Annotated in this window: 22 protein-coding genes; 10 read left to right on the top strand and 12 right to left on the bottom strand. The window is 73.1% G+C overall.

The window, feature by feature from the left end; translation table 11 throughout:
- Positions 1-826 precede the first annotated feature (826 nt).
- Complete coding sequence (locus tag LDL48_RS02925; RefSeq protein WP_225253388.1) at positions 827-1,393, bottom strand: GNAT family N-acetyltransferase; 567 nt, start codon at positions 1,391-1,393, stop codon at positions 827-829.
- A gap of 115 nt (positions 1,394-1,508) precedes the next feature.
- Here LDL48_RS02925 and LDL48_RS02920 point away from each other — a divergent pair, with 115 nt between their 5' ends.
- Positions 1,509-1,886: a site-specific integrase gene (locus tag LDL48_RS02920; RefSeq protein WP_225253387.1), complete on the top strand. Its 378-nt coding sequence runs from the start codon at positions 1,509-1,511 to the stop codon at positions 1,884-1,886.
- Between the two features lie 170 nt (positions 1,887-2,056).
- Here LDL48_RS02920 and LDL48_RS02915 read toward each other — a convergent pair whose 3' ends face one another.
- The 3 genes from LDL48_RS02915 to LDL48_RS02905 all read right to left on the bottom strand — a co-directional run bounded on the left by LDL48_RS02915 (position 2,057) and on the right by LDL48_RS02905 (position 5,181).
- The gene (locus LDL48_RS02915; protein WP_225253386.1) at positions 2,057-2,404 is read right to left on the bottom strand and encodes a hypothetical protein; all 348 of its coding nucleotides are present in this window, start codon (positions 2,402-2,404) and stop codon (positions 2,057-2,059) included.
- Between the two features lie 745 nt (positions 2,405-3,149).
- On the bottom strand, positions 3,150-4,295 hold the full coding sequence (locus tag LDL48_RS02910) for an AI-2E family transporter (protein ID WP_225253384.1): 1,146 nt from the start codon (positions 4,293-4,295) through the stop codon (positions 3,150-3,152).
- A 61-nt stretch (positions 4,296-4,356) separates the two neighbouring features.
- The gene (locus LDL48_RS02905; RefSeq protein ID WP_225253383.1) at positions 4,357-5,181 is read right to left on the bottom strand and encodes a polysaccharide deacetylase family protein; all 825 of its coding nucleotides are present in this window, start codon (positions 5,179-5,181) and stop codon (positions 4,357-4,359) included.
- 176 nt (positions 5,182-5,357) lie between these two features.
- Here LDL48_RS02905 and LDL48_RS02900 point away from each other — a divergent pair, with 176 nt between their 5' ends.
- Positions 5,358-6,611, top strand: a complete 1,254-nt coding sequence (locus LDL48_RS02900) for a chymotrypsin family serine protease (RefSeq protein ID WP_225253382.1) — start codon at positions 5,358-5,360, stop codon at positions 6,609-6,611.
- A 3-nt stretch (positions 6,612-6,614) separates the two neighbouring features.
- Here LDL48_RS02900 and LDL48_RS02895 read toward each other — a convergent pair whose 3' ends face one another.
- Positions 6,615-7,517, bottom strand: a complete 903-nt coding sequence (locus LDL48_RS02895) for a sulfotransferase domain-containing protein (protein ID WP_225253381.1) — start codon at positions 7,515-7,517, stop codon at positions 6,615-6,617.
- Between the two features lie 231 nt (positions 7,518-7,748).
- Here LDL48_RS02895 and fucP point away from each other — a divergent pair, with 231 nt between their 5' ends.
- The 3 genes from fucP to LDL48_RS02880 all read left to right on the top strand — a co-directional run bounded on the left by fucP (position 7,749) and on the right by LDL48_RS02880 (position 11,628).
- Positions 7,749-9,083 (top strand): L-fucose:H+ symporter permease, encoded by a 1,335-nt coding sequence (fucP, locus tag LDL48_RS02890; protein WP_225253380.1) that lies wholly within the window; start codon positions 7,749-7,751, stop codon positions 9,081-9,083.
- On the top strand, positions 9,080-10,366 hold the full coding sequence (locus tag LDL48_RS02885) for an ABC transporter substrate-binding protein (RefSeq protein ID WP_225253379.1): 1,287 nt from the start codon (positions 9,080-9,082) through the stop codon (positions 10,364-10,366). The genes fucP and LDL48_RS02885 overlap by 4 nt, the downstream gene beginning before the upstream one ends.
- A gap of 197 nt (positions 10,367-10,563) precedes the next feature.
- A complete protein-coding gene (locus LDL48_RS02880) occupies positions 10,564-11,628 on the top strand; it encodes a hypothetical protein (RefSeq protein ID WP_225253378.1) in 1,065 nt (354 codons plus the stop codon).
- On the opposite strand, the gene LDL48_RS02875 is transcribed toward LDL48_RS02880, so the two are convergent.
- Together LDL48_RS02875 and LDL48_RS02870 are read right to left on the bottom strand one after the other, a co-directional pair.
- Positions 11,600-11,860, bottom strand: coding sequence for a hypothetical protein (locus tag LDL48_RS02875; protein ID WP_225253377.1), 261 nt, complete (start codon positions 11,858-11,860; stop codon positions 11,600-11,602). The two genes, LDL48_RS02880 and LDL48_RS02875, sit on opposite strands and share 29 nt — an antisense overlap.
- A 25-nt stretch (positions 11,861-11,885) precedes the next feature.
- The gene (locus LDL48_RS02870) at positions 11,886-13,124 is read right to left on the bottom strand and encodes an FAD-dependent oxidoreductase (protein ID WP_225253376.1); all 1,239 of its coding nucleotides are present in this window, start codon (positions 13,122-13,124) and stop codon (positions 11,886-11,888) included.
- A 159-nt stretch (positions 13,125-13,283) separates the two neighbouring features.
- Here LDL48_RS02870 and LDL48_RS02865 point away from each other — a divergent pair, with 159 nt between their 5' ends.
- The gene (locus LDL48_RS02865; RefSeq protein WP_225253375.1) at positions 13,284-16,202 is read left to right on the top strand and encodes a helix-turn-helix transcriptional regulator; all 2,919 of its coding nucleotides are present in this window, start codon (positions 13,284-13,286) and stop codon (positions 16,200-16,202) included.
- Between the two features lie 18 nt (positions 16,203-16,220).
- Here the strand turns inward: LDL48_RS02865 and LDL48_RS02860 are convergent, their stop codons facing one another.
- Entirely contained in the window at positions 16,221-17,645 is a 1,425-nt protein-coding gene (locus tag LDL48_RS02860; RefSeq protein ID WP_225253374.1) for a cellulose binding domain-containing protein, read from the bottom strand.
- 281 nt (positions 17,646-17,926) lie between these two features.
- Between LDL48_RS02860 and LDL48_RS02855 the strand changes: the two genes are divergently transcribed.
- The 3 genes from LDL48_RS02855 (at position 17,927) to LDL48_RS02845 (ending at position 20,245) form a co-directional block, all read left to right on the top strand.
- Positions 17,927-18,973: a LacI family DNA-binding transcriptional regulator gene (locus LDL48_RS02855; protein ID WP_225253373.1), complete on the top strand. Its 1,047-nt coding sequence runs from the start codon at positions 17,927-17,929 to the stop codon at positions 18,971-18,973.
- Positions 18,974-19,045: 72 nt separating this feature from the next.
- A complete protein-coding gene (locus LDL48_RS02850; RefSeq protein ID WP_225253372.1) occupies positions 19,046-19,690 on the top strand; it encodes a GNAT family N-acetyltransferase in 645 nt (214 codons plus the stop codon).
- 75 nt (positions 19,691-19,765) lie between these two features.
- Complete coding sequence (locus tag LDL48_RS02845) at positions 19,766-20,245, top strand: hypothetical protein (protein WP_225253371.1); 480 nt, start codon at positions 19,766-19,768, stop codon at positions 20,243-20,245.
- Positions 20,246-20,307: 62 nt separating this feature from the next.
- Here LDL48_RS02845 and LDL48_RS02840 read toward each other — a convergent pair whose 3' ends face one another.
- From LDL48_RS02840 to LDL48_RS02825, 4 genes are all read right to left on the bottom strand, one after another.
- Positions 20,308-22,794 (bottom strand): FtsX-like permease family protein, encoded by a 2,487-nt coding sequence (locus LDL48_RS02840; protein ID WP_225253370.1) that lies wholly within the window; start codon positions 22,792-22,794, stop codon positions 20,308-20,310.
- Positions 22,791-23,561: an ABC transporter ATP-binding protein gene (locus tag LDL48_RS02835; RefSeq protein ID WP_225253369.1), complete on the bottom strand. Its 771-nt coding sequence runs from the start codon at positions 23,559-23,561 to the stop codon at positions 22,791-22,793. The genes LDL48_RS02840 and LDL48_RS02835 overlap by 4 nt, the downstream gene beginning before the upstream one ends.
- A gap of 126 nt (positions 23,562-23,687) precedes the next feature.
- Positions 23,688-24,353, bottom strand: coding sequence for a response regulator (locus LDL48_RS02830; protein WP_225253368.1), 666 nt, complete (start codon positions 24,351-24,353; stop codon positions 23,688-23,690).
- On the bottom strand, positions 24,350-25,534 hold the full coding sequence (locus LDL48_RS02825) for a sensor histidine kinase (RefSeq protein ID WP_225253367.1): 1,185 nt from the start codon (positions 25,532-25,534) through the stop codon (positions 24,350-24,352). Before LDL48_RS02825 ends, LDL48_RS02830 begins: the two co-directional genes overlap by 4 nt.
- 154 nt (positions 25,535-25,688) lie before the next feature.
- On the opposite strand from LDL48_RS02825, the gene LDL48_RS02820 reads away from it, so the two are divergent.
- Complete coding sequence (locus tag LDL48_RS02820) at positions 25,689-26,060, top strand: hypothetical protein (RefSeq protein ID WP_225253366.1); 372 nt, start codon at positions 25,689-25,691, stop codon at positions 26,058-26,060.
- Positions 26,061-26,139: the final 79 nt, after the last annotated feature.

Genomic DNA, 26,139 nt, shown 5'->3' with positions numbered 1-26,139 from the left:
TCCCGCCATTCGCAACGCGGCGTCCCGCCCGCGCGAAAATCGTTCCGCAATGCGAAATGATCTACGGAGAGTCACGGTACGGAGAAGTCCACCTAATCAGTCCCGCGCGGGTCCCGCCCGCGGCCAATTCGGCATCGCACCGGCAGCGCCCCACCACCCGCGGTGCGGTTGCCCGGCGGCAGATCTTGGAAGCCCGGGACGGCGGAGTGGCGCGCGTGGCGCCGACATGCCGGACCGGCGGCGGCGTTGTTCGGGATTTCGGTGCGGGGCGGCGCACTCCGCGCGGGGCGGCGCACTCCGCACGGGGCAGCGCACTCCGCGCGGGGCAGCGCACTCCGCGCGGGGCAGCGCACTCCGCTCGGGGCAGCGCACTCCGCTCGGGGCAGCGCACTTCGCTCGGGGCGGCGCACTCCGCTCGGGGCGGGCGTGGTGTGGCTGGCGGTGAGTGCGTGTGGTTTTCGGGTGCGGAGCGCGCCACTTCTACACACGCCAGCCGGGGCGGCGAGGGCTGTGTGGCGCTGCGGTGCGCACCGAACCGCACCTCAGCACACCACGCCCGGGACCGCTGGCCGTGCGGAATCACGGCACGCAACCGACCGCAGTTCCGCACACCGTGGGCCGGCGCAATCCGCTCGGGGCGGGCGTGGTGCGGCTAGCCGTGAGCGCGTGTGGTTTTCGGGTGCGGAGCGCGCCACTTCTACACACGCCAGCCGGGGCGGCGGGGGCCGTGAGGCGTTGCGGTGCGCACCTCAGCACACCACGCCTAGGGCGGTGCCAAAGGGGCCAACGGGGCACTCCATCGGAGGCGGAGGGTTAAGACCACCGCTCAGCCGTCAAGCCCGCCGAGCCCATCGTCCGCAGGTTCCCGCAGGCCCACGCAGTCGTGCACCCAGAACGGTGCCGAGTAGACGAACGTGCCGGTCATCCACGGCCGGTACGCGGACAGCCGCACCACCTGGAACGCGGCGTCCGGAATCCGCAACGAGGGCTTGCGGAAGCCGCACCCGGCAGCGGCCGTGAACCCGAGACGGCCGTAGTAGCCCGGGTCGCCCTCGAGGAACACCAGCGGAACACCACGCGCCTCGAGCAGCTCAAGGCCGTGCCGGACCAGCGCCGCCCCGACGCCCCGCCGCTGCCGGTCGGGAAGGACCGCGAGCGGGCTGAGTACCTGCACGTCGACCAGCCGCCGGGGTGCGTCCAGCAGGCTCCGGGTGAACAGCACGTGCCCGACGACCCGGCCGCCGTCCGCCGCCACCACGGACAGCGCGGCGGGATCGTCCGCACGGAGCGCGCCGACCAGCGCGGCCACCGTGGCGCCGTGGTCGCCGAACGCACGCCGGTGCACGTCCAGCACCGCCTCCCGGTCGTCGACGCTCTCCGCACGCAGGTCCATGCCGGCGAACCGTAGTGATCCGATCCACCGCGCACCAATGAAATTCAGCTGCTTCACACGACCGGGCTGTGGAGCAGGTGGCCGATCAACGGGCGGCGATCCGCGTCGCCGGCCGTTGTCCTACGACGAGGTTCAGCAGTTCATTGCTGCCGACGCGCGGCCGGGGAAGGTCCGGGGTCAGGGCCGCAAGGGTGCTCTGACGGCGCTGCAGGACGCGGCGGTACTCAAGACGGTCTACGCGTTCGGCACCCGGCGCGCGGAGCCGTCGAAGGTGGACCTGGTGGATCTGCGGCGCAACCGTAAGGTCAGCCGGCATTTCTCGCCGGGTCGGCACCCGGCGTTGTGGGTGAGCGAACGGGTCGGGCAGCTGTCGCCGCGCTCGATCAGTGAGGCGTTCGTGCTGGCTCGGCGGGCCGCCGGGTTGGATGAGGGCCTGCACCACTCTGCCGGAACGCGACATCCGGCTCGCGCGATGAGGTGCCGACGGCGATAGAGACGAAGGAGGGCCCTCATCGGCGCCACGTTCAGGCGACGACCGTCCGGCCTGATCAGACCGGCGCGATGAGCGCCCGGATACTCACCGCCTCGGCTGGGAACCGAGCAAGAGCGCGCGCCAGGGCGGTCGGTAGATGCAACAGGGTTATGACCGCCTGCAATTGAAGATTATGCATCGATCAGTATCCCGCTCTCAAGTAAGTCACGCTCGGCGGGAATTCGCAGCTCAGCTACCGTTGGGGAATCGTAGCCTGCCGCGAAATTCTCATCGTTCATGCCGACGCCCGGAACGATTCTCTCGGAGGAGGTGTCGAGCAGTTCGATCGCGTCCACAACCAATAGGCGATTCTTCAATTCGCCTGACACGGTCACACGTCGACCATGGAGAGTTTCCTGGTGGAGTCGAGAGCCGGCCAGAGGCACCGCAAGTGTTGCGGAAACCGGAGTGCCGTTGGATGTGACAACCGAACCGTCGTCGGCGACCAGCACCGTACGTTGTCCGATCCGCAACAGCACACCCCCAGCCCTGCCTGGTTGCCCCTCGTCCACGACGAGGGGCAACCAGGGAGGATCACCAGCCGTTGAAATACGATTCGGAAACACGATTCAGCATAGCTGCGCCTCGGCGGATCGCGTCGACACCGCGGCAGGGGCTACCCTCGGACCCGGCCTGCCGGCGTCGACCATCAGCATCCACCGGGTTGTCGTGCATGGCGGAATTCCATACTGGACCGTGTCGCACCGAAGGTACCTGATCGGGATGTCGTACGTCTGCGAGATGAACGTCCGGCGCTGCGCACACGTATGCGCGGAGTGCAGGTAGCAGCCATCCCACTGAACCCACGGAGCAAACGACTCCGCGTCGGCCACCGTAGGGTGTTCCACATTCGCGGCCGCGGCTACCGGCACCGTTACCGGCGCTAGCGAAATGCCGAGGGTTCGGGGCTTTAGCCCGACGCCGAGGGTGCGGGCGTCGCTAGCGGTGGGCTGCAGGTTCTGCTTGGCGCCCGGGCAGAGCGGGGCCTGCGCCGCCTCGGTGGGGCGTACCGACGCCGCACCGGAGCCACCCTCGACGTCCGCACCCAGCCGAAGCACTCACTGCACTACTCAACCACCAGCGCAAACACCCCGCGACGCAACCACCCCTTGAAACCGCCGTGCTTGTAACGACGTTGGTGTACCGCTGGAACGCCCCCCGCGGCAGCCGGCGTCCGTCGCCCGTGCCGGTGACGGCGCGAAGTCAGGCCGGCCGGCCGGCAGGTCAGGCCGGCTGCTCCGTGGTCACGACCGGGCCGGCGTCCGGCTCCACCGGGTCCGGCTCGTCGGGTGCCGGCTCCTCCGTAACGTCGCTGAGCTGCTCGCGCAGGTAGTTCCAGATCACCGCGATCAGCGCCGCGACCGGCACCGCCAGCAGGCTGCCGACGATCCCGGCCAGGCTGCCGCCCAGCGTGACCGCGAGCAGGACCACCGCCGCGTGCAGGCCGAGGCCGCGGCTCTGCACGATGGGCTGGAACACGTTGCCCTCGAGCTGTTGGACCACGACGATGATGGCCAGCACGATCAGCGCGTCCGTCCAGCCGTTCGACACCAGCGCGATCAGCACCGCGACGAATCCGGCGAACAGCGCGCCGATGATCGGCACGAACGCGGACACGAACGTCAGCACGGCCAGCGGGAGCACCAGGGGCACGCCGACGATCCACAGGCCGAGGCCGATGAACAGGGCGTCGAGCAGGCCGACGAGGGCCTGGGACCGGACGAACGCGCCGAGGGTGTCCCAGCCGCGCTCCGCCACGGTGGGCACGTCCACGGCGAGGCGGCCGGGGAGCTGGCGGGCGAACCACGGGAGGAACCGCGGGCCGTCCTTCAGGAAGAAGAACATCAGAAACAGCGCGAGTACGGTGGTGACCAGGCCGTTGACCACGGTGCCCACCCCGGTCACGGTGGCGGTGAGGATCGTACCCACGCTGTCCTGGACCCGGGCGATGCCGGCGTCGAACGCACTGGTCACCTGGTCGTCGCCGATGTTCAGCGGCGGCCCGGAGGCCCATTCCCGCAGCTGCTGGATGCCCTCGACCACGCCGGTGGCGAGTTCGCCGGACTGCGACGCCACCGGCACCGCGATCAGCACCACGGTGCCGGCCGCGATCAGCAGGAACGTCAGGGTGACCACGGACGCGGCCAGGGCGGGACGCCAGCCGTGCCGGCGCAGGAACCGGGCGGCCGGCCAGGTGAGCGTGGTGAGCAGCAAGGCCACCACGAGCGGCCAGATCACCGACCACATCCGGCCCAGGATCCAGAGCATCACCCAGGCCAGCAGCAGCACCAGCAGCATCTGGAACGAGATCAGCGCCGAGGCGCGCAGGGCGGCCCGGGTCTTTCTGGAACTCAGCGTGGCAGCAGGCATGCGCTCACCTTAGAGATCCCACTGCCCGGACCGCATCGCGAACGGGCCCGCGGGGCGCGTGTCACGGTGTCGGGACGTAGTCCTCGAGCAGGGCCGGGGTGAGGCCGGCCTTCTTGATCGCCTTCAGCGCGCCGAGGAAGTCCTTCACGAAGTCCTTCCGGAAGTGCATCAGGATGATGTCCCCACGCTGGACACGGTGCCCCTCCTGGTAGCGCACTTTGCCCTTGTGCACGGTCTGCTTCCACATGAAGGCGGCACGCATGCCGCAGTCCTTGGCGGCGCGCAGGGTGGTGGCGTCCTTGGTGCCGTACGGCGGACGGAACAGCACCGGCCGGCGCCCGTACCACTGGGCGAGCCGGTCCGCCGAGCCGCAGATCTCGTGCCGCTGCCGCTGGTAGGACTTCCCCCGCAACTCGGTGTGGGTGATCGTGTGCGCCTCCACCACGGCACCGTGTTTCTGCAGGCGGGCGAAGTACGGGACGTCGTCGCTGATGGCGTCGACGGTGAGGAACAGGGTGACCGGCACCCGCGCGGCGGCCAGCAGTTTCACCGCTTCCGGCGACTTGATGTGCCCGTCGTCGATGGTCAGGAACGCGACCGGCTGCTGCACCGGCAGCCGGGACAGGTAGGGCACGGTCCGGCCGGCGGGCAGGCTGATCGGCTCGGGTGCGGGCGCGGGCGGGAAACGCGGTACGTCGTCGAGCGACCAGCCGACCGGGCGCACGGCCACCGGCGGGGTGGTGGCCGGGGCGTGGGACGCCGCGGCGGACCGGCCGGGGGGCGGCACCGGGGCGGCGGTCGTCCGGTCGGTGTGACAGGCACCCACCGGCAGCACGCAGACGGCGGCGACGGCGACCAGGGTTCGGCGCAACGGCGTCAAGATCATTCGGCGCACGGTAGGCAGGGCGCGCAACACCGACAGAGGGTGCGGATACGTCCACGAGGAGCTATCTGGAAACTTTGTTTTATAAGAGGTAACCTGCTCGGTACATCGATTTTCGTCAATCGCCTCCCCCAGGATCCCCCGACTGACCGAAGGAGTTGATCGATGTGCTGACATCGTTGTCACGACCCGTCCGCACCGTCCTCGTCACCGCCGTCGCCCTCACCCTGGGCGCGCCCCTCTCCGGCAGTCCCGTCCGGGCCGCCGTCCCCGAACCCGGCCGGTTCGACCGGGCCGCCGTCCCCGAACCCGGCCGGTTCGACCGGGCCGCCGTCCCCGAACCCGGCCGGTTCGACCGGGCCGCCGTCCCCGCCGCCGGTCCGCTCGACCGGGCCGGGCTGTCCGCCGCCGACCAGGCCCGGATGCACCGGCAGCGACCGCTCGTGGCGGCGGCCACCCAGCTCCGCTGGGAGATCGAACGCCACCGGCACCCCGGGTACGCGGGCATCACGCTCGCCGACGGTCACGTGGCACTGTGGTGGAAGGGCCCGGTCCCCGCCGCGATGGCCACCGTGGTGGCCCGGGCGTCCGGCATCGCGCCGATCCGCCTGCGGCCGGCCGCACACACCCTCGCCGAACTCCGGGCCGCCGCCGCGCGGATTCGGAGCGGGCGCGGCGGCACCGCGGTGCACAGCATCAAGCTGGGCCCGGACGGCAGCGGCCTGGTCGCCGGCGTCCGGCCGGACGGCCGGACGCCGGCCGTCACCGCCCTCGCCGACGCCGGGGTGCCGGTCCGGGTGGTGGCCGAGGAACCCCTGCGGCCGGTCAGCCGGGACGACGACCAGGCACCGTGGAAGGGCGGCGCGACGATCGTGAACACGAACCAGTCGACCGCCTGCACCGCGGGCTTCGGGGTGCGCTCGGGCGGCACCAGCTACCTGCTGACCGCGGCGCACTGCGGACAGTCCGGCCACCGGATCCAGGACGCCCGCGGCGAGTTCATCGGCACCGTGGGACCGCGCCACCAGGACCACGACGTGGCACTCGTACCCACCACCGGCGTCGACGGACTGGTCTACGTGGGCGGCCCGGCCGACAACGCCATGACGGCGGTGGAGGGCTGGGGGTGGACGTTCGTCGGCGAGTATCTCTGCCAGTCCGGCGTCACCAGTTCCCGGCAGGTCGGCGGGCCGGTCTGCAACCTCAAGGTGCTGTTCTTCTACGCCGACCGGGAGGACCTCGTCGAGGCCGAGCAGACCAACGGCCAGACCGCGGCCCGGCCCGGCGACAGCGGCGGACCGGTCTACGCCGTCTCCGGCAGTGGGCGGCTGATCGCCAAGGGCACCACCACCCGCGTCGCCGGTGCCCGGCTCGGCTTCCAGGACTTCGGCACGGCGTGGCGGGACTTCGGCGTCACGCCGGCGACCCGGTAGGGCTCAGTCGGCCGTCAGCCCGCGGTGCACCCAGGCGGCCAGGTCGGCCTCCGCCAGCTCGGCCACCCGCTTCTGATACCGCCGCAGGTCGTCGGCGTCCAGCAGGTCCCGCCACTGTCCGGTGGAGCCGCGGTGGAAGAAGCGGTCCGGGTCGCGCCAGATGGCCAGGTCCGGTGCGTACTGCCGGGCCCGGCCGCGCATGTAGTCGAAGGTGGCGGCCCGGACCAGTTCGGGCCACCGCTCCTCCGCCACCTCGATGTGCAGGCGCGCGGCGAGCGCACGCATCTGCCCGGGCAGGTCGGTGCGCAGGTCGTCGTAGTGCAGCAGCACCACGTTGGCCCGGTGCCGCTCGGCCCAGAACTGCGACAGGTGCCGGAGCATCGGGGCCAGGCCGATGAGGACGTCGTCGTCGTCGACCCAGGCCCAGAACCGGTCGCGCAGCGACTCCGGTGCCGCCGGCAGGTCCCCGCCCGGCGGCACCGGGCCGACCGCCTCGGCACGCATGGCCATCACCTTGTCCATGTCCGCGTTGGCGGTGTGGTGGTCCCAGGAGATGGCGGCGTCGCGCGGGTCCCGGCCCACGCAGAGGTAGGTGACCCGCTCGTCGAACGGCAGGCCGTCGAGCGGGGTGTGGGTCTTGATGAACCGCCGGTGCCGCTGCCGCCGCAGAGCGCCCAGAATGTCGTCCTGGCGCCGGGTCAGCATGTCCGGCCAGAGCGACATCTGGTCCAGCGGGGCGGGGAAGTCCACGGACTGGAAGATCAGGAGCGCACAGATCATCTGCGTCCAGGTGGTGCCGCACTTGGGTGGCGTGGAGATCACGATGTCGCCGTCGCGGAACTCCACCTCCCTCCAGCGGGCGCTGTCCATGAGCAGGTTCTGGTAGCGCGCCGTCGGCTGCCTCACGCCATCCCCTCCGCTGATCGGCGGAACTCGATGGGCCGAGGGTAGGACGGAATTGCCACCTGGTCAGTCAACTTGGTGGCAGACGCACCCCGGGACGACGTTTTTTCAGAAGGCGCGGGTTCGCCGCGGCGGCCCCGCCCTCCACTTGGCTCTGTGTAGTGGATGGGTTACCTTCCGAATTCATCGATAAGGCGCGATGAACGCCCGCGTGCAACTCCCCGAGGAGCGCAGATGGCCAGCGCCGCACCGGTCTCGGTCACCGCCGAGACACAGCCCGGCAAGAGCCCGCCGCTCCTGGCCCGCGGACGGCTCCTGCTCTTCATCGCCCTGATCAGCTGCTTCACCGCCTGGGGCATCGCGCAGGACCTGACCACCCCGATGGTGGCGGGCTTCCAGCGCATCTTCGACATGAGCACCTTCCAGGCGTCGCTGGTGCAGCTGGCGTACTTCGGCGCGTACTTCCTGCTGGCCCTGCCGGCCGCGTTCCTCAACCAGCGCTTCGGCTACAAGACCGGCATCCTCACCGGACTGCTGCTGGCCGCGGCCGGCGCGTTCGCGTTCTACCCGGCCAGCAAGATCATGACGTACGAGGCGTTCCTGCTGGCGCTGTTCGCGATCGCGGCCGGCTGCTCGATCCTGGAGACCTCCGCCAATCCGTACGTCCTCTCGCTCGGCCCGGAACAGACCGCGACCCGGCGGCTCAACTTCGCCCAGGCGTTCAACCCCGTCGGTACGAACATCGGCGTGCTGCTCGCCTCCACCCTGATCCTGCCCAAGCTGTCCGATCCGGTGGACATCGCAACGCTGTCCCCGGCGCAGCTGCAGACGATCCGGGCCGGCGAACTCGGCGCCGTCATGGGCCCGTACCTCGGTCTGGCGTTCCTGTTGATTTTCATCGCGATCGCCATCGCCAGCCAGAAGGCGCCGCCGATCGTCGAGGAGTTCCCCGACGCCGGTCCGCACGCCGGCGGCACCGCCGGGCTGTTCCGGGTGCTGTGGCACACCAAGCGGTACCGCTACGGGGTGATCGCCCAGTTCTTCAACGTCGCGGCGCAGGTGTGCGCGTGGACCTTCCTGATCCAGTACGTGCAGCAGGCGCTCGGCGGCAGCCTGGAGAAGGGCGGCTTCTACCTCCAGCTCAGCCTGCTGGTCTTCCTCGGCTCGCGCTTCCTGATGACCTGGGTGATCGGGCGCGTGCGCGCCACCACGGTCCTCGCCATCCTCGCCTTCCTCGCCGTCGGGCTCTGCGTCTTCGCGATGGTGAGCCCCAACCTGGCCGGAGTCATCGCGGTGGTCGCCCTCTCGTTCTGTCTGTCGCTGATGTTCCCGACGATCTACGGCGTGGCGCTCAAGGGCCTGGGCCCGGCGACGAAGTTCGGCGCCGCGGGCCTGGTCATGGCGATCGTGGGCGGCGCGATCCTGCCGCTGGTGCAGGGCGCGCTGGTGGACGCCACGAGCGCGGCCATCTCGTTCATCGTCCCGGCGGTCTGCTTCGCCGTCGTCGGGCTCTACGCGCTGTACGACCTCCGGGCCGGGTCCGGCACGCCCGCCGGGAGCCCGGCATGACCGCCCGGCGCCTCGCCGCCGCGGCCACCGCGGTCCTGACGCTGGCCGCCGGCGCCTGCGGTTCCGCGGAACCCACCAGCACGGCGACCGAGACCAGGCAGCTGGAGGTGGTGTCCTGGTGGACGTCCGGCTCCGAGGCGGCCGCGCTGGAGACGCTGCTCGCCGCGTTCCGCCGCACCGCCCCCGACGCCGAGGTGGTCAACGGCGCGGTCACCGGCGGCGCCGGATCGCAGGCCGTGGTGGAACTCGCCCGTCGCCTGCAGAACGGCGACCCACCCGACGTCTGGCAGACCTTCAACGGCAAATCCGTCCAGGGGTACGCCGAACGCGGCGCCGTCCGGGACCTCACCTCGGTCTTCGACGGCCGCAACCTGCGCGCGACGATGCACCCCACCGTCCTGGCGTCCCTGCAGCGCGACGGCAAGCCGTACGGGGTACCGACCGGCGCCCACCGCAGCAACGTGCTGTGGTTCAACACCGAGGTGCTCCGCAGGGCCGGCGTCACCCCGCCCGCGGCCGGCTACCCGCTCGCCACCTTCCTGGCCGACCTGGCGAAGGTGAAGGCGTCCGGCGCCACCGCCCTCTGCCTCGGCGGCAGGGACCCGTTCACCACCGTCGAACTGTTCGAGAACATCCTGCTCGGCTCGCTCGGCACCGACGGCTGGCAGCGGATGGTCGCGGACGAGCTGGACTGGCGCGGCCGGCCGGTGGACACCGCGCTCGCCACGTTCGGCACGGTACTCACCTACGCCGACCCGGAGGCGGGCGGGCAGACCTGGGACGCGGCCGCGAAACGGCTGGCCACCGGCGGATGCGGGTACCTGTCCATGAACGACTCGGTGTACGGCGAGCTGATCGCCGGTGGCGCCACCGAGGGCACCGGCTTCGGAGCCGTGCCGTTCCCGGGCACCCAGGACGGTTTCCTCGCGGTCGTCGACGTCTTCGTCGCCGCCACCAGGGCCGGCAACGCCCGCAACGCGCTGACGTTCCTCGGCGACATCGGCGACCCGGCCACCCAGCTGGCGTTCAACCAGGCGAAGGGCTCGGTGCCGGTCTGGCGCAACGTCGACGTCAGTACGCTGCCGCCGTACCAGCGCAACGCCTCGGCCAGCTTCTGGGCGTCCCCGGTGCTGCTGTCGGTGGCCCACGGCGAGGCGATGAGCCCGCGCTTCCAGGAGGGCTTCTACGACGCGGTCGCGACATACGTGCGTACCCGTGATCCCGACGCCTTCGCCGACAACCTGGTGGAGGCCGTCTCCCGGGAGAAGATCCCGCCCCGCTGACCGTCCTCCCGGCGGAGCGGAGCGCCCGCGCACCCTCGGCCGGCCGCGCGGTGACCCGGACGGGCGAGGCCCGTAACCGGGTCGCCGCGACCGGCGTTGTCCATGCGCTGGTGGCGTCACCGTCGAGGATGCGAGGTAGGCATGAGTCGGCACCTCCCGAACGTCTGTCGCGGGACGGCGATGACGAGACCGGCTCGATGAGTGACGACGGACCGTCCGCGCCGGTGCGCCGGCGGTCGCCGCCGGGCCGGGCGGCCGCCGCTGTCGCCGGAGTCGCCGTCCTGGGCCTGGCGGCCTACTTCTTCCACGTCGGTGCGGACCGGGCCGACAAGCTGGGCAGCGCGATCGGTGCCGTGATCGCGCTGGCCGCCCTGCTCGTCCCGCTTCTTCTTCCTGCCCGGGGGCACGCCGTGGCCGAGAACGACACCGCGCGCGAGGCAACCGAACCGGGCGGCACCGGCCGGCACGGCTCGTCGGGCACCGTGGCGTACCCGTTCAGCCGAATCGGCGGGACCGAGTCCCGCGCCGGGGTGGTCGCGATCGTGGCGATCGTCCTCATCGGAATGGTCGCCGGCACCGTGGCCTTCGCCATCTGGACCTCTTCATCGAAGGCCGGCGAGACACCGGTCCCGGCACCTTCCGCGTCCACCCCGCCGTCCTCCTCCCCGCCCACCCCGTCCACCAGCGCCCGGGCCCGCACTCAGGTGACGACGCCACCGGAGTACCGGGGGCCGGGATCGGGGAACGGCAACCGCTTCGTTGCGGACGACGGGCCGCGCCGGCGCCAGGGCACCCTCTCCCCGCCGCCCGAGCGCACGCCCGTCCCGACGGCGCCCGCGACCACCACACCGCCGCCCCCGGAGTACGCCAGGGTGGTCTGCCCGACCGCCGAGCCGACGGTGTACTCCTGCCACGGGGGCATGCTCCTGAGCGGGCCGGCGGGTGGCGACGAGCCCCGGTCGGCGTACATGGAGGAATGGCGGGTCCGTGACTCCCGTTCGGACCTGTGGCGCGACACCGACGGCCTCGCCGCGCGCAACGGCGCGGACCTGGCCGTGGTGGACGCGCACTCCGGCCTGTCGGAACGGAAGTGCCAGCGGGTCACGGCATGGCGCGAGCGGGTGTCCTTCCGGGAGCTGGCGAAGGGAGATCAGCTCTGCGTGCGCACCGGCGGCAACGGACGGTACGCCGGCATCGTCGTGCGCGGTCTGCCCGGTGCCGCCGAGCTTCCGGTCAGCCTTGCCGGATACACCTGGAAGTGACCGGCGAGGTCCAGAACCTGCGGTACGCCACCAGCAGGATGACCGCGAAGGCGCACCACAGCACCAGGTTCAGGACCGCCGCGCGGGCGGCGTCGGCGACGGCCAGCGCGGCGATCAGGGCCCCGGTGGGGAAATAGCTTCTCCACGGCACGGGCGCCCAGGTCAGGACGCAGGCGAGGGCGAAGAAGGCGAGCAGGCGACGGGTACGGACGAAGGCGCGGAAGCGGGACATGGGTGTCCTCCCGGTGCTGAGGCGCTCAGGTGCTGAGGTCCGCGGCCGAGCGGGGAGCCGGACGGGTCGCACCGGCGTCGACGGAGAGTTCCGAGAGGTTCAGGGCGAGCCGGTGCCGCACGGTCGCGGACCGGCCGGCCAGGCTGAGCGCCGCGTTGCGGAGCCGGCGGGCCACCGGATTGCGGACGGTGGCCGCACGGGTGAGCCGGTCCGTCATGGCGACGACGCCGGCCGCCACCGGCCGCCGCCGAGCCTGGTACGCGTCCAGGTCCACCGTTCCGGGCGGCGCCGTGACCGCGTCGGCCAGCAGCCGGGCCAGCACCATGGCGTCCTGGATCCCGGTGTTCATGCCCTGGCCGCCGGCCGGGCTGTGCACGTGTGCCGCGTCTCCGGCGAGGAACACCGATCCGCGCCGGTAGCGGTCGGCCAGCCGGTGGTGGACCCGGAACCGGGAACTCCAGAGCACCTCGGTCACCGTGGCGGGAGCCCGGCGCGGGCCCCGGGCGTCCAGCAGGTTCTGCAGGTCGGCGAGGCCCGGCTGCTCGGGTGCGTCGTCGAGGGTGGCCACGACGCGGTACCGGTCCCCGGGCAGGGGTGCCACCACGACGAGGCCGGCCGGCGAGAAGAACAGGCTCACCGTGTCGCGCGGAAGCGACCAGGCCATCCGCACGTCGGCCAGCACGAACGACTGCCCGTAGCGGTCGCCGGTGAAGCCGATGCCGGTCCGGTCCCGTACCGCGCTGTGCATGCCGTCGCAGCCGGCCACGTACCGGGCGTGGACCCGGTGCGTGGTGCCACCGGGCCCGGCGACGGTCGCGACGACGCCGTCGTCGTCGTTCTCGATGCCGGTCAGCCGGTGCCGCCGGTGCACCGTCCCGCCGTCGGCGGTGAGGCGTTCGCCGAGGATCTGCTCGGTGATGTTCTGCGGCAGCATCAGGGTGTACGGGAACCGGGTGGGCAGACCGTCGAACGGCACGTGCAACAGGGTCCGGTCGCGGTCGCGGATGGTGAACCGGGGTACGACGACACCACGCCGGCACAGTTCGCCGGTCACCCCGAGGTCGTCGAGAACCTCGAGGGTACGGGCGTGGATGACGGCGGCCCGGGAGGTGTTGCCGCCCTGGCCGGTGGCGTCGATGAGCACGTGGTCGATGCCCCGGGCGGCCAGCGCGCAGGCCAGCGTCAGCCCGGTCGGCCCGGCGCCGACGATCACCACGTCGGTCCGGCTCGGCGGGGCGGGGGGTCGGATCTGGTCGGTCGTCACGGTGTTCTCCCGGTCGGGTCGGCGGCGGATGGGCGGTACCTGGGGCCCATCGACGAGCCTGGCGGCGCCCGGGCCGGCCGACATCGGGGTGCGACCCTCAGCCGTACCCTGGTCCGCGGGCCCGCCGGAGGGCATGCTCTGCGGGGAGGGGGCTTACCGGTGGCGGAGCACGGTCGCAGCCTGGTCGGGCGGGGCGCCGAACTGGACACGTTCGACACGGCGCTGAGCGCGCTCGCGTCCGGCCGGCCGGCCGTCGTGCTGCTGGCCGGCGAGCCGGGCATCGGCAAGAGCCGGCTGCTGGCCGAGCTGGGCGCGCGAGCCGCCGCGAGCGGCCTGCTCGTGCTCCGCGCGAGCGCCTCCGAGTTCGAGCAGGACCTGCCGTTCTGGTTGTTCGTCGACGCGCTCGACGAGTACCTCCGCGCGGCCGGTCCGGACCGCCTGGCCGGCCTGGACGACGACCTCGGCGCCGACCTCGCCGAGGTGCTGCCGTCCTGGCCGGCGGCGCCCGGCACCGCACCGGCGCGCGGCGATCCGCGGTACCGGACCCATCGGGCCGTGCGCCGGCTGCTGGAGGTGCTCGCCGCCGCCGGCCCCGTGACGCTGCTGCTGGACGATCTGCACTGGGCGGACTCCGGCTCGGCGGAGCTGATCTGCGCGCTGCTGCGCCGGCCGCCGGTGGCCCCGGTGCTGATCGGGCTGGCCACGCGCCCTCGGCAGACCGGAGGCCGGCTGGCCGCCGGGCTGGAGCGGGCACGGGCCGCGGGCCTGGTGACCCGGTTGGAGCTCGGCCCGTTGAGCCTGCCGGAGGCGCACCGGCTGCTGGGTGCCGACGTGGACGGCGCGGACGCCGCGGCGCTGCACGCGGAGAGCGGCGGCAACCCGTTCTACCTGGGACAGCTGGCCCGGACCCGGCGCGATCCGGCGGCGGCCGCCGCGGCCCGGCCACCCGGCGACGAGGTGCCGCCGACGGTGACGACCGCGATGTCGGACGAACTCGCGCTGCTCGACCGGGACACCCGCCGCGTCCTGGAGGGCGCCGCGGTGGCCGGCGATCCGTTCGTCCTCGAGTCGGTCGTCGCGGCCGCCGAGCTGTCCGAGGCGGCCGTGGCCGAGGCGCTCGACCTGCTGCAGTCCCGGGATCTGGTCCGGCCGACCGAGGCGCCGCGCCGTTTCCGGTTCCGGCATCCGCTGGTGCGCCGCGCCGTCCACGACGCGGCACCCCGGGCCTGGCGGGTCGGTGCGCACGAGCGCGTCGCCGGGGCACTGGCGGCCGGCGGTGTCCCGCCGGCCGGGCGCGCCTACCACGTCGCGCAGAGTGCCCGCCGGGGCGATCCGGCCGCGATCGCGCTGCTGCGGGAGGCGGGTGACGCGGTGGTCCGGCGGGCGCCCGGCGAGGCGGCCCGCTGGTACCGCGCCGCGGTGGATCTGCTGCCCGATGACGGCAGCGGGTCCGTCCCGGCCGGCGGCGTCGGGCCGCGGCCCGACGCCGCCGCGCTGTGGACCGCGCTGGGTCGCGCGCTGGGGGCGGCCGGCCACCTCGCCGAGGCCCGTTCGGCGCTGGTGCGGGCCATCGAGATCCGGCCCGCGGAGGTTCCGGTGATCGCCGACTGCGCGCGCATCGAGCATGCTCTCGGCCACTACGACGCCGCACATCGGCGGCTCCGGGAGGCGCTCGACCGGGCCGGCGAGGCCGATCCGGCCGTGTCGGTGCGGCTGATGAACGCGATCGCCCAGGATCACGTGTTCCGCCTCGAGTACGGGCCGGCGGTCGAGTGGTCACGGCGGGCCGGTGCCGCCGCCGAACGCCTGGGCGACCGCCGCATGCTCGCGGAGGCCGCCGCGGGGCTCGCCCTGGGCGCTGCGCTCACCGGGGCTCAGGCCGACGCGGCGCCGGCGTGCACCGCTGCCGCCGCGCTGATCGACGCCCTGAGCGACGACGAGATCGGGCACTCGCCGATCCCGATGGCCGCCCGGCTCGCCGCCGGTGAGCTGTTCGCCGGTCAGCTCCGGGCCGCCGGCCGCCACGCCGACCGGGCCATGGGCGTCGCGCAGAACCTCGGCTCCCCGCACCACGTGCCCGTGCTCTACTGGGCCGGCACGGTCTGGACCGCGCTGGGCCGGCTGTCCGACGCCGCCACCGTGGTCGACGAGGCCGTGGACGTCGCCCGCATCCACGGGAACCCGTCCATGGCGGGCTGGGCCCTGCTCGCCCGCTCCACCCTGGCGGCGGCCCGCGGCGACGACGCCACCGCCCGCGGCGCGGCGGAGGCCTGCGTCGAGGCTCTGGGCACGCCGACCGCGCTGCCGGCCGTGTGGGCCCGGGTCGCGCTCGCCGCCGCCCTGGTGGCGGCGGGCGATCCGGCGCCGGCCGAGCAGCTCCTGGTCACCGAGCTGGGCGGCGACGGGTTGCCGCTGGTCCCCGGTCCGACCCGGCCCGCCGCCTTCGAGCTGCTGACCCGCTGCCGGATCGCCCTGGGCCGGGTGCCCGACGCGGCGGACGCGGCCGCGCGGGCCCGGGCGTACGCGCAGGACTCCGGGTCGGTCGCCGCCCGGGTGGTGGCCGACCGCGCCGCGGCCGCGGTCGCCCTGCACACGGCGCGTCCCCGGGACGCCGCCGAGCTGGCGCTGGCCGCCGCGCGGACGGCCGAGGCCATCGGCGCCGTCCTGGAAGCCGCGGGCGCCCGGCAGCTCGCCGCGCGTGCGCTCGCCGAGGCCGGCGATCCGGAGCAGGCGGTCCGGCAGCTGCAGCAGGTCTGTGCGGTGTACGACCGGTGCGGAGCCCCGCGGCGCCTCGCCGAGGCCGAACGCCGGCTCCGCCGGCTCGGTCACCGGCGGGTCCACCACCGGACCGCACGCGGGGACGGTAGCCGTACCGGTCTGGCCGCCCTGACCGAGCGGGAGCGGCAGGTCGCGCGGCTGGTGACGGATCGGCGCACCAACGCGGAGATCGCCGCGGAGCTGTACCTGAGCACCAAGACGGTGGAGGCGCACATCCGGAGCGTGTTCCACAAACTGGCCGTCAACTCCAGGGTGGAGATCGCCCGGGCGATCGAGCGCCACGACCGCCCGGGGGCCTGATCCCGTCCGTCCCGGGGGTCAGGGACTGGTACAGGCGACGGCCGGTGCCGACGGCGAGCCGGTGGCGATGAAGCCGAACGTCGTCGAGCCGCGCGGACCGAGCGAACCGTTCCAGCCGACGTTCCGTACGGCTGCGGTGGATTCGCCGGCTACGAGCGTGCCGTTCCACACCTGGCCGATCCGGTGACCGCCGGGCAGCGCCCAGCGCGCCGTCCAGCCACTGATCGCGGCCGGGCCGGCGGTGACGGTCACCTGGCCCTCGAAGCCTCCGGACCAGGAGTTGACGGTCCGGTAGGTCGCCGAGCAGGCCCCGGCCGGCGGCTCCGGAGCGGGCGGCTCAGAGGGGGGCGGCGCAGAGGTGGGCGGCTGGGAAGCGGGTGGCTCGGAAGTGGGCGGCGTGCCCTCCCGGTACTGCGCCGCCACCTGCGCCATGTCGGTCCCGGTCCCCCGCATGAACGGCTGGTTGACCCAGGTCCGAAAGGCGGCCTGTGCGGTGGACGACGACGTGCCGGACCAACGCTCCTCCTTGTCCTGATCGAAGTAGAGGACGCTCTTCAGATCCGGGTACCGGCCCGACTGCAGGCTGGCGGACGTGTCGCTGATCCACTGTGCCTTGTTTCCGCCGTCCTCGCTGGAGGCGGTCTCGGCGATCATCACCGGGCGGCGCGGCGCGATGGCACGGGCCTTCTGGTAGGCGCCCGCGAACATGGTGTCGAAGCTGGTCCAGTAATTGCCGGCCGGGTCCCAGGACGGGGCCACACCCCAGTTGTAGCCGTCGATGGCGACCCAGTCGACGTACCCGTCGCCCGGATAGGACCGGGCGGGGTCGTTGTAGGGCGCGTCCGGGGTGGAGCCGTTGTTGAAGCACCAGATCCACTGCACGTTGGTCGCGCCCGCCGCGACGACGAGGTCGTGGACGTGCCGGTAGGCGCGGACGTACAGGGACGGGTCGCTGTTGTTGTTGACGATGCCCCACGGGTACCAGTTGCCGTTGAACTCGTGGCCCCAGCGCACCATGAGCGGACCGCCGACCGCGGCGAACTCGGCGCCGCGGGCCCGGATGTAGCTGTCCCACCGGCCCCCGACGATGTCCTGGAGGTGGATCTGGTTGGGGTCGCTGACGCTCAGCGCCGTGTTCCACGGTTCCCAGGTGAAGTGCGGGACGATGCCCTGGCTCCACAACGTCCGGGCCGCGGCCGAGTTGAAGGCGTTGCCGGTGGCCCAGCTGTCGAACCACTGGACGCTCGCCGGCGTCACGCCGTAGCGGCCGGCCGTGCCGGCGGGGACGTCGGTCGGGCTGCTCTCGCGGAAGATCCCCAGATACTTCGTCGACGGGTCCGCGGCGGCGGCGGACGAGGAGGACGCGGTGCCGACCACGACCGCGCCGAGCAGCAGGGTGGCGGCGGCGATCATGCACCGGCTGGTTTTCCATCGGCGACTCATACTGTCTCCCGGTCTGGACGAGGTGGGTGTGCCGACCCGCAGCCGTGGCCGCAACGTTTCGGAAAGTCGAACGATCGCGTCGTGTCCAGCTGACGGGATCGGCGAGGGTGAGCGACGTGGCTTCGATCGTTTTCGATGTCCGAACAGGCATTCCTGCAGCTGAAGAGTTCCCTTGCATCATGGGTTACCGATTGATACTCGTCAATAGTCGTTCGTTCGAAAGAAACATGCGCGGACGGCGCCCGGTGAGTCCATCGACGAAGGTCACATAAGCTGCGATCGTGACGACCACCGATTCCCGGACCCCGGAAGTGAACCGTCAGGGTGGACTGACCGTGGCCCGGATCGCCCACCTGGCCGGCGTCTCACCCCCCACCGTCTCGAAGGTGCTCAACGGACGGGCCGGGGTCGCCGCCGCGACGCGACAACGGATCGAACACGTCATCCAGGAACACGGATACCAGCGCCAGGAGCAGACCGAGCCGGCGACGCCGGTCATCGAGGTGGTGTTCCAGGTGCTGGACAGCCCGTGGGCCCTGGAGATCATTCACGGCATCTCCCAGGTGGCGCGGTCGCGCGGACTCGCCGTCGCGGTCAGCGAGATGCACGGACAACTCGTCCCCGACGAGGCGTGGACGCGCGACGTGCTGGCCCGCCGGCCCACCGGCGTCGTCGCGGTCTCCGCCAACCTGACCCGGCAGCAGACCGGGCAACTGGCCAGCCGGGCGATCCCCCTGGTGGTGCTCGATCCGTCCGGCGAGCCGACCCACGACACGCCGTCGGTCGGTGCCACCAACTGGAACGGCGGCCTGGTCGCCGGCCGGCACCTGATCGACCTGGGCCACCGGCGCATCGGCATGATCAACGGGCCGGCCGAGCTGCTGTGCTGCCGGGCCCGGCTGGACGGATACCGCGCCGCCCTGGACGCGGCGGGTATCGCACCGGACCCGGACCTGATCCGCACCGCGCCGCTCTACATGCACCACGGTCTCGCCGAGGCCGCGGCCCTGCTGGCGCTCCCCGACCCACCCACCGCGATCTTCACCGCGAACGACCTGCAGGCGCTGGGGGCGTACGAGGCGGCCCGCGGCGCCGGCCTGCGCGTGCCCGAGGATCTGAGCGTGGTCGGCTTCGACGACCTGCCGCTCGGGCAGTGGGTGGGCCCGCAGCTGACCACGGTCCGGCAGCCGTTGCGGAAGATGGGGATGACCGCCGCGGACCTCGTGCTGTGCCTGGCGGACGGCCGCCGCCCGGAACAGGACCGGATCGAGCTGTCCACCTCCCTGGTGATCCGGGAGAGCACGGCCGCACCCGCGCCGCGGCGGTGACACCACCGGCGGCCCGGTCCGCCGCCGGCTAATTCGCTGCGCACGCCGGCCGGCCGCGGGTACGGTGCGGCCGTGCCGTCCACGTATCCCCCGCTGAACCTGGCCGTCCGTACCCCGCGACTGACCCTCGCCGCGGCCACCGACGACCTTCTGGAGCGCCTCGTGCCGGTGGTCCGGGCCGGCGTGGTCACCGACGGCGAGCCGGCGCCGTTCGACGACCCGATGTCGCTCTACGCCGACAGTCCCGACCGGGAGTGGCGCTGGATGCGGGCCATCTGGGCGGGCCGGTCCCGGGTCGATGCCTCGTTCTGGCGGTTGTACTTCGTGATCTGCGTCGACGGCGAGCCGGTCGGCATGCAGGACCTGATCGGCGTCGACTTCGCCGCGGTCGGGACCGTGACGTCGTTCTCCTGGGTGGCTCCGGAGGCCCGCGGCCGCGGCGTGGGCCGGGAGGCCCGCGCCGCGATCCTCCAGCTCGCGTTCGACGGCCTCGACGCACGCGAGGCGGCCAGCGAGGCGTTCGCCGACAACCACGCGTCGAACCGGGTGTCCGAGGCACTCGGGTACACCCGCAACGGCACCGCCTGGGCCACCCGCCGCGGCGTGGCCGGGCCCCTGCTGCGCTGGCGGCTGACCCGGGACGAATGGGCACCCCGGCGGCGCGCCGACATCGAGCTGTCCGGCGTCGCGGAGTGCCGGCCGGTACTCGGCCGGTGAGGCTCCGGCACGCCGCCGGACGCCACGCGGCCCGGCCGGCCGTACACTGACACCCGTCTATCCGGGGGTACCGCGGTGCAACCTGAACTCTGGCTCGGCCTGTCGATCGTCTTCGCCGGCCTCTGGTCCGGTCTGCTGCTCACGCTCACCACCATCCTGCACCCCATGTTCGCCACCCGGGACGGCGCCGGCTTCGCCGCCGACCTCCGCCGCTTCCTGCCCGTGGCCCGCCGGTCCCCGACCAACTACGTCCTGGTGGTCGGACTCGTGGTGGCGCCCGCGGTCGCCGTCGCCGGACTGTGGGACGAACGGGGCGACGCGGCCTTCGCCCTGACCGGCGCCGGGCTCGCCCTGACCGTCGCCGGCCCGCTGCTGATCTCCCGGTTCCTCTCCGAACCCACCTACGACGTGATCCTCGGCTGGGACCCGCAGGCCGTCCCGGCGAACTGGACCGACGTCCGGCGCCGCTACTTCGCGCTCAACTGGGTCCGCGCCGTCCTCACCTGGACCGCGTTCGCCCTCTTCCTGGCCGCGGCCGGGACCCGCCTGCGCTGAGCCGGCAGCCCTGACCCGGCGGCGGGACGCCCGTTCATCGCCGGGAGCGGCGCCCGACCCGCTCAGGTCTCGGCGAGCGCGTCCACCGGCGTCGCCCGGACCGCCCGCCGGGCGGGCAGCACCGAAGCGGCGACGCCGGCGACCACGGCCACGACGGCGACCCCCAGGGTCTGCGGCGCCGACATGGCGAACCGGACCGGCTCGAAGTTCAGTTCCCCGCTGACCGCGTGGGTGCCCACCCAGCCGAAGAACGCTCCGGCGGCGATGCCGACGACCGCGCCGACCAGGCTGAGCACGGCCGCCTCGACGGCGAGCATCCGGCGCAGCTGCCGGCGTTGCAGCCCCAGGGCACGCAGCAGCGCGGACTCGCGGGTACGTTCGAGCACCGACAGGCCGAGGGTGTTACCGACGCCGACGAGCGCGATCAGGACCGCCACCGCGAGCAGCATGGTGGTCAGCGCCAGCAACCGGTCCAGGACCGTGTGGTAGACGGCCTTCGCGGACAGCCCGCCGCCGACCTCCGCGCCGGTGAGCGGCTCCGCGACGGTACGCAGCTGCGACCGCAGTTCGGTGATGTCGGCACCCGGTCGCGCCCGCGCCCACACCGTGCCGACCGGTGCACCGCCGTCGAGGGCCGCGAGCACCCGGGGTGCGACGATCAGCGCGTCGGCCGGAGCCAGGTGGTCGGACCGGATCGGCAGCGTGACCGACCCGGACCGGCCGGTGACGGTGACCCGGCCGCCGTTCCGGATGCCGGCGTCGGACAGCAGGTACGGGTCGGCGAGAACCACCCCGGCGGTGATCGGCCGGCGCGGCACCGACACCATGGCCATCGCCTCGGCGCCGGGACCGAGCGCCCGCACGGACATCGGTTTCCCGCCGCCCCGGACGGTGACCCGGGTGGACCGTACCCCTTCGGCGGCGGCGATCCCGGCGACCGCGGCGACGTCGTCGACGGTGCGGGCCGGCAGCGGTCCGTCGAACATCGACACGGTGACGTCGACCGGGAAGCGGACGTCCAGGTTGCGGTCCGCCGTCGCCTTCATGCTGGCGGCGCCGACCTGCAGGGCGACGACCAGCCCGACGGCGAGGATCAGCGCGGCACCGGTCGCGGCCGCACGGCCGGGATTGCGTACCGCGTTGTCAGCGGCCAGCCGCGCCGTCGGGCCGGTACGGCGCAGCGGCGCACCCAGGCCACGGAGCAGCGCCGGCAGGTACCACCCGGCGGCGGAGAGCAGCCCGACGGCGCAGGCCAACGACCCGGCGAGGTAGTACAGCAGCGCGAAGGCGGGGCCGGTGAGGCCCACGCCGATCGCAGTCAGCCCTCCGACGACCAGGACCAGGGACCCGGTACGGCGGACGAGCGAGGTGCGCCGCCCGGCCGCCTGGTCGGGGACGGTGCGCAGCGCGTCCAGCGGTGCGATCGTGGCCGCCCGCCGCGCCGGCACCAGCACCGACCCCACGGCGATCGCGACCCCCACCACGGCGACGGCGGTCACCTGCCCGGCCGGCACGCTGAGCGGCCCGCCCGACACGACCGCGACCACGGCCGACAGCGCCACACCGAGCCCGACGCCGAGCAGCGACCCGAGGACGCCGATCGCGGTCGCCTCGGCCAGCAATGCACGCCGGATCTGGACGCGCTGACCGCCGACCGCCCGGAGCAGCCCGATCTGCCGGCGCCGCTGCGCGACCAGGATCAGGAAGGTATTGACGATCATGATGCCGCCGACCAGCAGCGCGACCGTGCCGAACACCAGCAGCAGAAGCTGGAAGATGACCACGCCCTGGGTCTTCTCCGCCATCTTGCGCTGGATGAACGCCGCGGACGTCTCCACGTCCACCCGGTTGCCGCCGGTCACCGCCGTGACCCGTTCGGCGAGCCGGTCCGGCGGAACCGTGCCGTCGCCGACGACGAGGATCTCGGTCTGCCGCGACGTGCGGATCGAGGTGGCGGCGGAGTAGTACGACGGTGCGACGAAGGAAAACTGCACCAGCCCGGAGAGCAGCTGGTTGCCCTCGTGGGTGAGGCCGGTGACGGTCAGCGTCGCCGAGGAGTTGCCGTCGTTGATCGTGATCCGGTCGCCGACGTCCAGGTTGAGCTGCCGCGCGGTGGCGGTGGTCAGGACGATCTCGTCGGGCGACCCGGGCCAGCGCCCCTCGGTGAGGTCGGTCCAGCGCAGCTCCGGGTTGGCCGGGAGCGACTGTTGCTGCACCCACTCGGAGGAGCCGGTCACCCGCCCGTGGGACAGGAAGCTGAGGTCGGCCGAGGCGACCCCGGCCACGTCGGTGATCCGGGCGACCAGGTCCGCGTGCCGGGCCGGGTCGCCGGTGCCCACGGTGACCACGACGTCGGTCTCGGCGGTCCGGGCGATGACGCTCCGCTCGAACGCCGCCGTTTCCCCCGCCAGGACGGTCACGGACGCGGTCAGGTAACCGACGCTGATCATGATCGCGACGACCACGGCGATCACCCGGCGCGGGTTGCGGCGCAACTCGGCGAATGCGTTACGGGCCATCGGGAAGCGGGTCCGGCGGCCGGTGGTCATGCGGCGAGCCTCCGCATCGCACCCAGGACCAGGTCCGCGGTCGGATCGTGCAGCTCGTCCACGATCAGACCGTCGCCGAGCAGCAACGCCCGGTCGGCGTACGACGCGGCGATCGGGTCGTGCGTCACCATCACGATCGTCTGGCCCAGGTCGCGGCAGGAGCGGCGCAGGAAGTCCAGCAGCGTCGCCGCGGTCCGGGAGTCGAGGGCGCCGGTCGGCTCGTCGGCGAAGACCACCTCCGGCCCGGTCACCAGGGCCCGCGCGATCGCCACCCGCTGCTGCTGCCCACCCGACAACTCGGCGGGGCGGTGGTCCAGGCGGTCACCGAGACCCAGCGAGTCCACCACGCTCGCGAGCCGGGCGGGATCCGCCGGGCGGCCCGCCAGATCCAGCGGCAGCAGGATGTTCTGCGCCGCCGTCAACGTCGGAAGCAGGTTGAACGACTGGAACACGAACCCGACGCGGTCCCGCCGGACCCGGGTCAGTTGGCGGTCGTCGAGGGCGGACAGGTCCTGATCACCGATGTACGCGTGGCCGCCGGTGGGCCGGTCCAGCCCGGCGAGGCAGTGCATGAACGTGGACTTGCCGGAGCCGGACGGGCCCATCACCGCGGTGAACGTCCCGCGCCCGAAGGCGGCCGTGACACCACGCAGCGCGGGTACGGCCGTGTCGCCGGTGCCGTACGTCTTGGTGAGGTCCCGGGCGGCGGCCGCGGCTGCCGTGTCCGGCCGCCGTGGGTGGTCCACGGCGGAGCTGTGCGCGGTCATGATTTCCCCGTCTGTCGCTGCGGATGCGTTGTGCCCCAACGTATGCAGCCACGGGTGGAACCAGATCGGCCCACGGTCCGGTCCTCGGCACCGCGCCTGCGACCGTAGTGGCAGACGCGGCCGGGGCTACCGCCGGTCCGGTGTGGCCAGACCGGCCTCGAACGCGAACAGCACCAGGGCGACCCGGTCGCGGCACTGCAGTTTCGACAACAGGTTGCCGATGTGGGTCTTCACCGTGCCCTCCGCCATGTGCAGCCGGGCCGCGATCTCGGCGTTGGTGGCGCCGGACGCGATCGCGTCGAGCACCTCGGCCTCCCGGGGCGTGATCAGCCCGAGGCGTTCGTCGTCGGGGGCGGGCCCGCCCGGCAGCCGGTCGACGAAGTGGGCGATCAGCCGCCGGGTCGCGGACGGCGCGACGACCGAGCCGCCGGCCGCGACGCCGCGTACCGCCGCCAGCAGGTCCTCCTGCCGGGCGTCCTTGAGCAGGAACCCGGCCGCGCCGACGCGCAGGGCCGCGAAGACGTACTCGTCCAGATCGAACGTGGTCAGGATGAGCACCCGCGCCGGGTGCCCGAGCCGGGACAGCCGCCTGGTCGCCTCGACGCCGTCCATGACCGGCATCCGGACGTCCATCAACACCACGTCGGCGCTGGCCCCGCGCAGCTTCGCGACGGCCTCCCGGCCGTCGCCGGCCTCGCCCACCACGGTCAGGTCGTCCTGCGCCTCGATCATCATCCGCAGCCCGTCGCGGACCAGCCGCTGGTCGTCGACGAGGAAAATGCCGACCGTCACCTGCCCGGTCCCGCCGTCGCGCGGTGCGCCGGCAGGACCGCGTGCACCTCGAACCCGCCGCCCTCGCGCGGCCCGGCGGTCAGGGTGCCGTCGTGCAGCTGGACCCGCTCCCGCATCGCCGCCAGGCCGGTGCCCCGGCCGTCGGTGGCCGAGGCCGCGCCGTACCCGTCGTCCCGGACCACGAGATCGATCGCCCGCTCCCCGATGTCCAGCCGGACGTCCGCCGCGGCGCCCGGTCCGGCGTGCCGGAGCACGTTGGTCAGGCTTTCCTGGACCACCCGGTACAGCGTCATCCCGGCCACCGGACCGACCTGCCGCCGGTTGCCGTGGACCTGCAGCCGGACCCGGCCGTCGAGCCGGGACACCAGCTCGTCGAGGTCGCCGATCCCGGGCGCCGGCCGGTAACTGGCACCCGCCCGGCCGGCCGCCGCCGGTCCACCGCCGCGCAGCATGGCGACCAGTTCCCGCAGATCGTCGAGGGACTCCCGGGCCGTCTCGGCGATCGTCTCCAGAACCTCCGGGGCACGCTGCGGATGCCGCGCGGTGAGCGCCCGTCCGCCCTCGGCGTGCACCGCGATGACCGACAGCGAGTGCGCGATGATGTCGTGGACCTCCCGGGCCACCGCGGTGCGTGCCTGGGCCGCCGCGGCCTCGAGGGCCCGCTCGTGCTCGGCGAGTTCCAGCCGTCGCCGCTCGGCCCGTTCCCGCTCCCGCTGTGCCTCCCGCTCGTCACGGTCACGGCCACGCCGGCCGGCGACGAACACGGTGAGGACCATCCCGGCGGTCGCCGTGACGGACGTCGCCCAGCCCGCGACGGTCGCCTCCTCCGGCCGGTCGGTCAGCCAGCGGGCCGGCCCCAGCACGGCGCCGGCCAGCGCGATCACCAGCCCGGCCCGCGCGTCGGCCGTCGTCGACCAGCGGGCCAGGCTGTGCACCAGGATCGGCACGGCCACCACCGACACGGTCGGGCTGTCCTGCGTGACAACGTGGACGAGCGCCGCGACGGTCAGCGTCGCGAGCGCGACCCTGGGGTACGCCCGGCGGATCACCAGCGGAGCGCACATGGCGAGCACGACGGCCATGATCCCCGGTCTCGGGTACGCGAAGAACAGGCTCACCGCCGCCACACCCACGGCGAGCCCGGCATCCTGGAGCAGCGTGGGGCGTTCGGGAGTATGCATGACGCCCACCAGGGTAAACACTCCGGTACGACCTGCCATCCGACCACAGTCGGAGTTCGGCACCCCCCGCCGATCCGCCGCGCCGGGCGCTCCGACGGGGTCACAAGGGTGACAGTACGGACGACATCGGGGGTCCGCGGCCGACCATGACGGTATGGCGGAGACGACCATCGCGCACCGGGAACGTCGTCGGTTCATGACCCGGCTCGGCCGGTCGACAACCGTGACGGCCGTCGCCGCCATGATCGTCGGCGACTGGGACACGTTCCCGTCCTGGCTGTCACCCGTCGTCAACGGCCTGCTGATCTTCGTGGTGATCTACTATTCCGCGCTTCCGGTGCCGGCCGCGGGCGCGTCGACGATGCCGACCTTGTGGTCAGTGGTCCTCACCGCCATGCTCTCGTTCGCGGCGGGCGCGCTGGTGGTGGTCGCGCTGGAGGACGGCACCCTGACCTACGTGCTCGCCGGGGTCGCGATGCTCGAAGTCTGGATGGTGAGCGCACGCTACGCCGGCGACAGCGGTTGACCCCGCGGCATCCACTCGGTGGTTGGTTCCTGCTTCGCCGGCCCGGCCGGCCAGGGCCAGCGACAGCAGGCTGGCGGCG

This window comes from Jidongwangia harbinensis, assembly GCF_020216025.1.
Classification (GTDB): Bacteria; Actinomycetota; Actinomycetes; order Mycobacteriales; family Micromonosporaceae; genus Actinoplanes; species Actinoplanes harbinensis.
This window is presented reverse-complemented; position numbering and strand designations above follow the sequence as displayed.

What these genes read in the sequence shown, in the direction of transcription:
- LDL48_RS02840 (WP_225253370.1), bottom strand. Translation starts at nt 22,794, where the DNA reads ATGACCACCGGCCGCCGGACCCGCTTCCCGATGGCCCGTAACGCATTC.
- LDL48_RS02880 (WP_225253378.1), top strand. Translation starts at nt 10,564, where the DNA reads ATGAGTGACGACGGACCGTCCGCGCCGGTGCGCCGGCGGTCGCCGCCG.
- LDL48_RS02910 (WP_225253384.1), bottom strand. Translation starts at nt 4,295, where the DNA reads ATGCCTGCTGCCACGCTGAGTTCCAGAAAGACCCGGGCCGCCCTGCGC.
- LDL48_RS02835 (WP_225253369.1), bottom strand. Translation starts at nt 23,561, where the DNA reads ATGACCGCGCACAGCTCCGCCGTGGACCACCCACGGCGGCCGGACACG.
- LDL48_RS02825 (WP_225253367.1), bottom strand. Translation starts at nt 25,534, where the DNA reads ATGCATACTCCCGAACGCCCCACGCTGCTCCAGGATGCCGGGCTCGCC.
- LDL48_RS02820 (WP_225253366.1), top strand. Translation starts at nt 25,689, where the DNA reads ATGGCGGAGACGACCATCGCGCACCGGGAACGTCGTCGGTTCATGACC.
- LDL48_RS02885 (WP_225253379.1), top strand. Translation starts at nt 9,080, where the DNA reads ATGACCGCCCGGCGCCTCGCCGCCGCGGCCACCGCGGTCCTGACGCTG.
- LDL48_RS02875 (WP_225253377.1), bottom strand. Translation starts at nt 11,860, where the DNA reads ATGTCCCGCTTCCGCGCCTTCGTCCGTACCCGTCGCCTGCTCGCCTTC.
- LDL48_RS02925 (WP_225253388.1), bottom strand. Translation starts at nt 1,393, where the DNA reads ATGGACCTGCGTGCGGAGAGCGTCGACGACCGGGAGGCGGTGCTGGAC.
- fucP (WP_225253380.1), top strand. Translation starts at nt 7,749, where the DNA reads ATGGCCAGCGCCGCACCGGTCTCGGTCACCGCCGAGACACAGCCCGGC.
- LDL48_RS02860 (WP_225253374.1), bottom strand. Translation starts at nt 17,645, where the DNA reads ATGAGTCGCCGATGGAAAACCAGCCGGTGCATGATCGCCGCCGCCACC.
- LDL48_RS02905 (WP_225253383.1), bottom strand. Translation starts at nt 5,181, where the DNA reads ATGATCTTGACGCCGTTGCGCCGAACCCTGGTCGCCGTCGCCGCCGTC.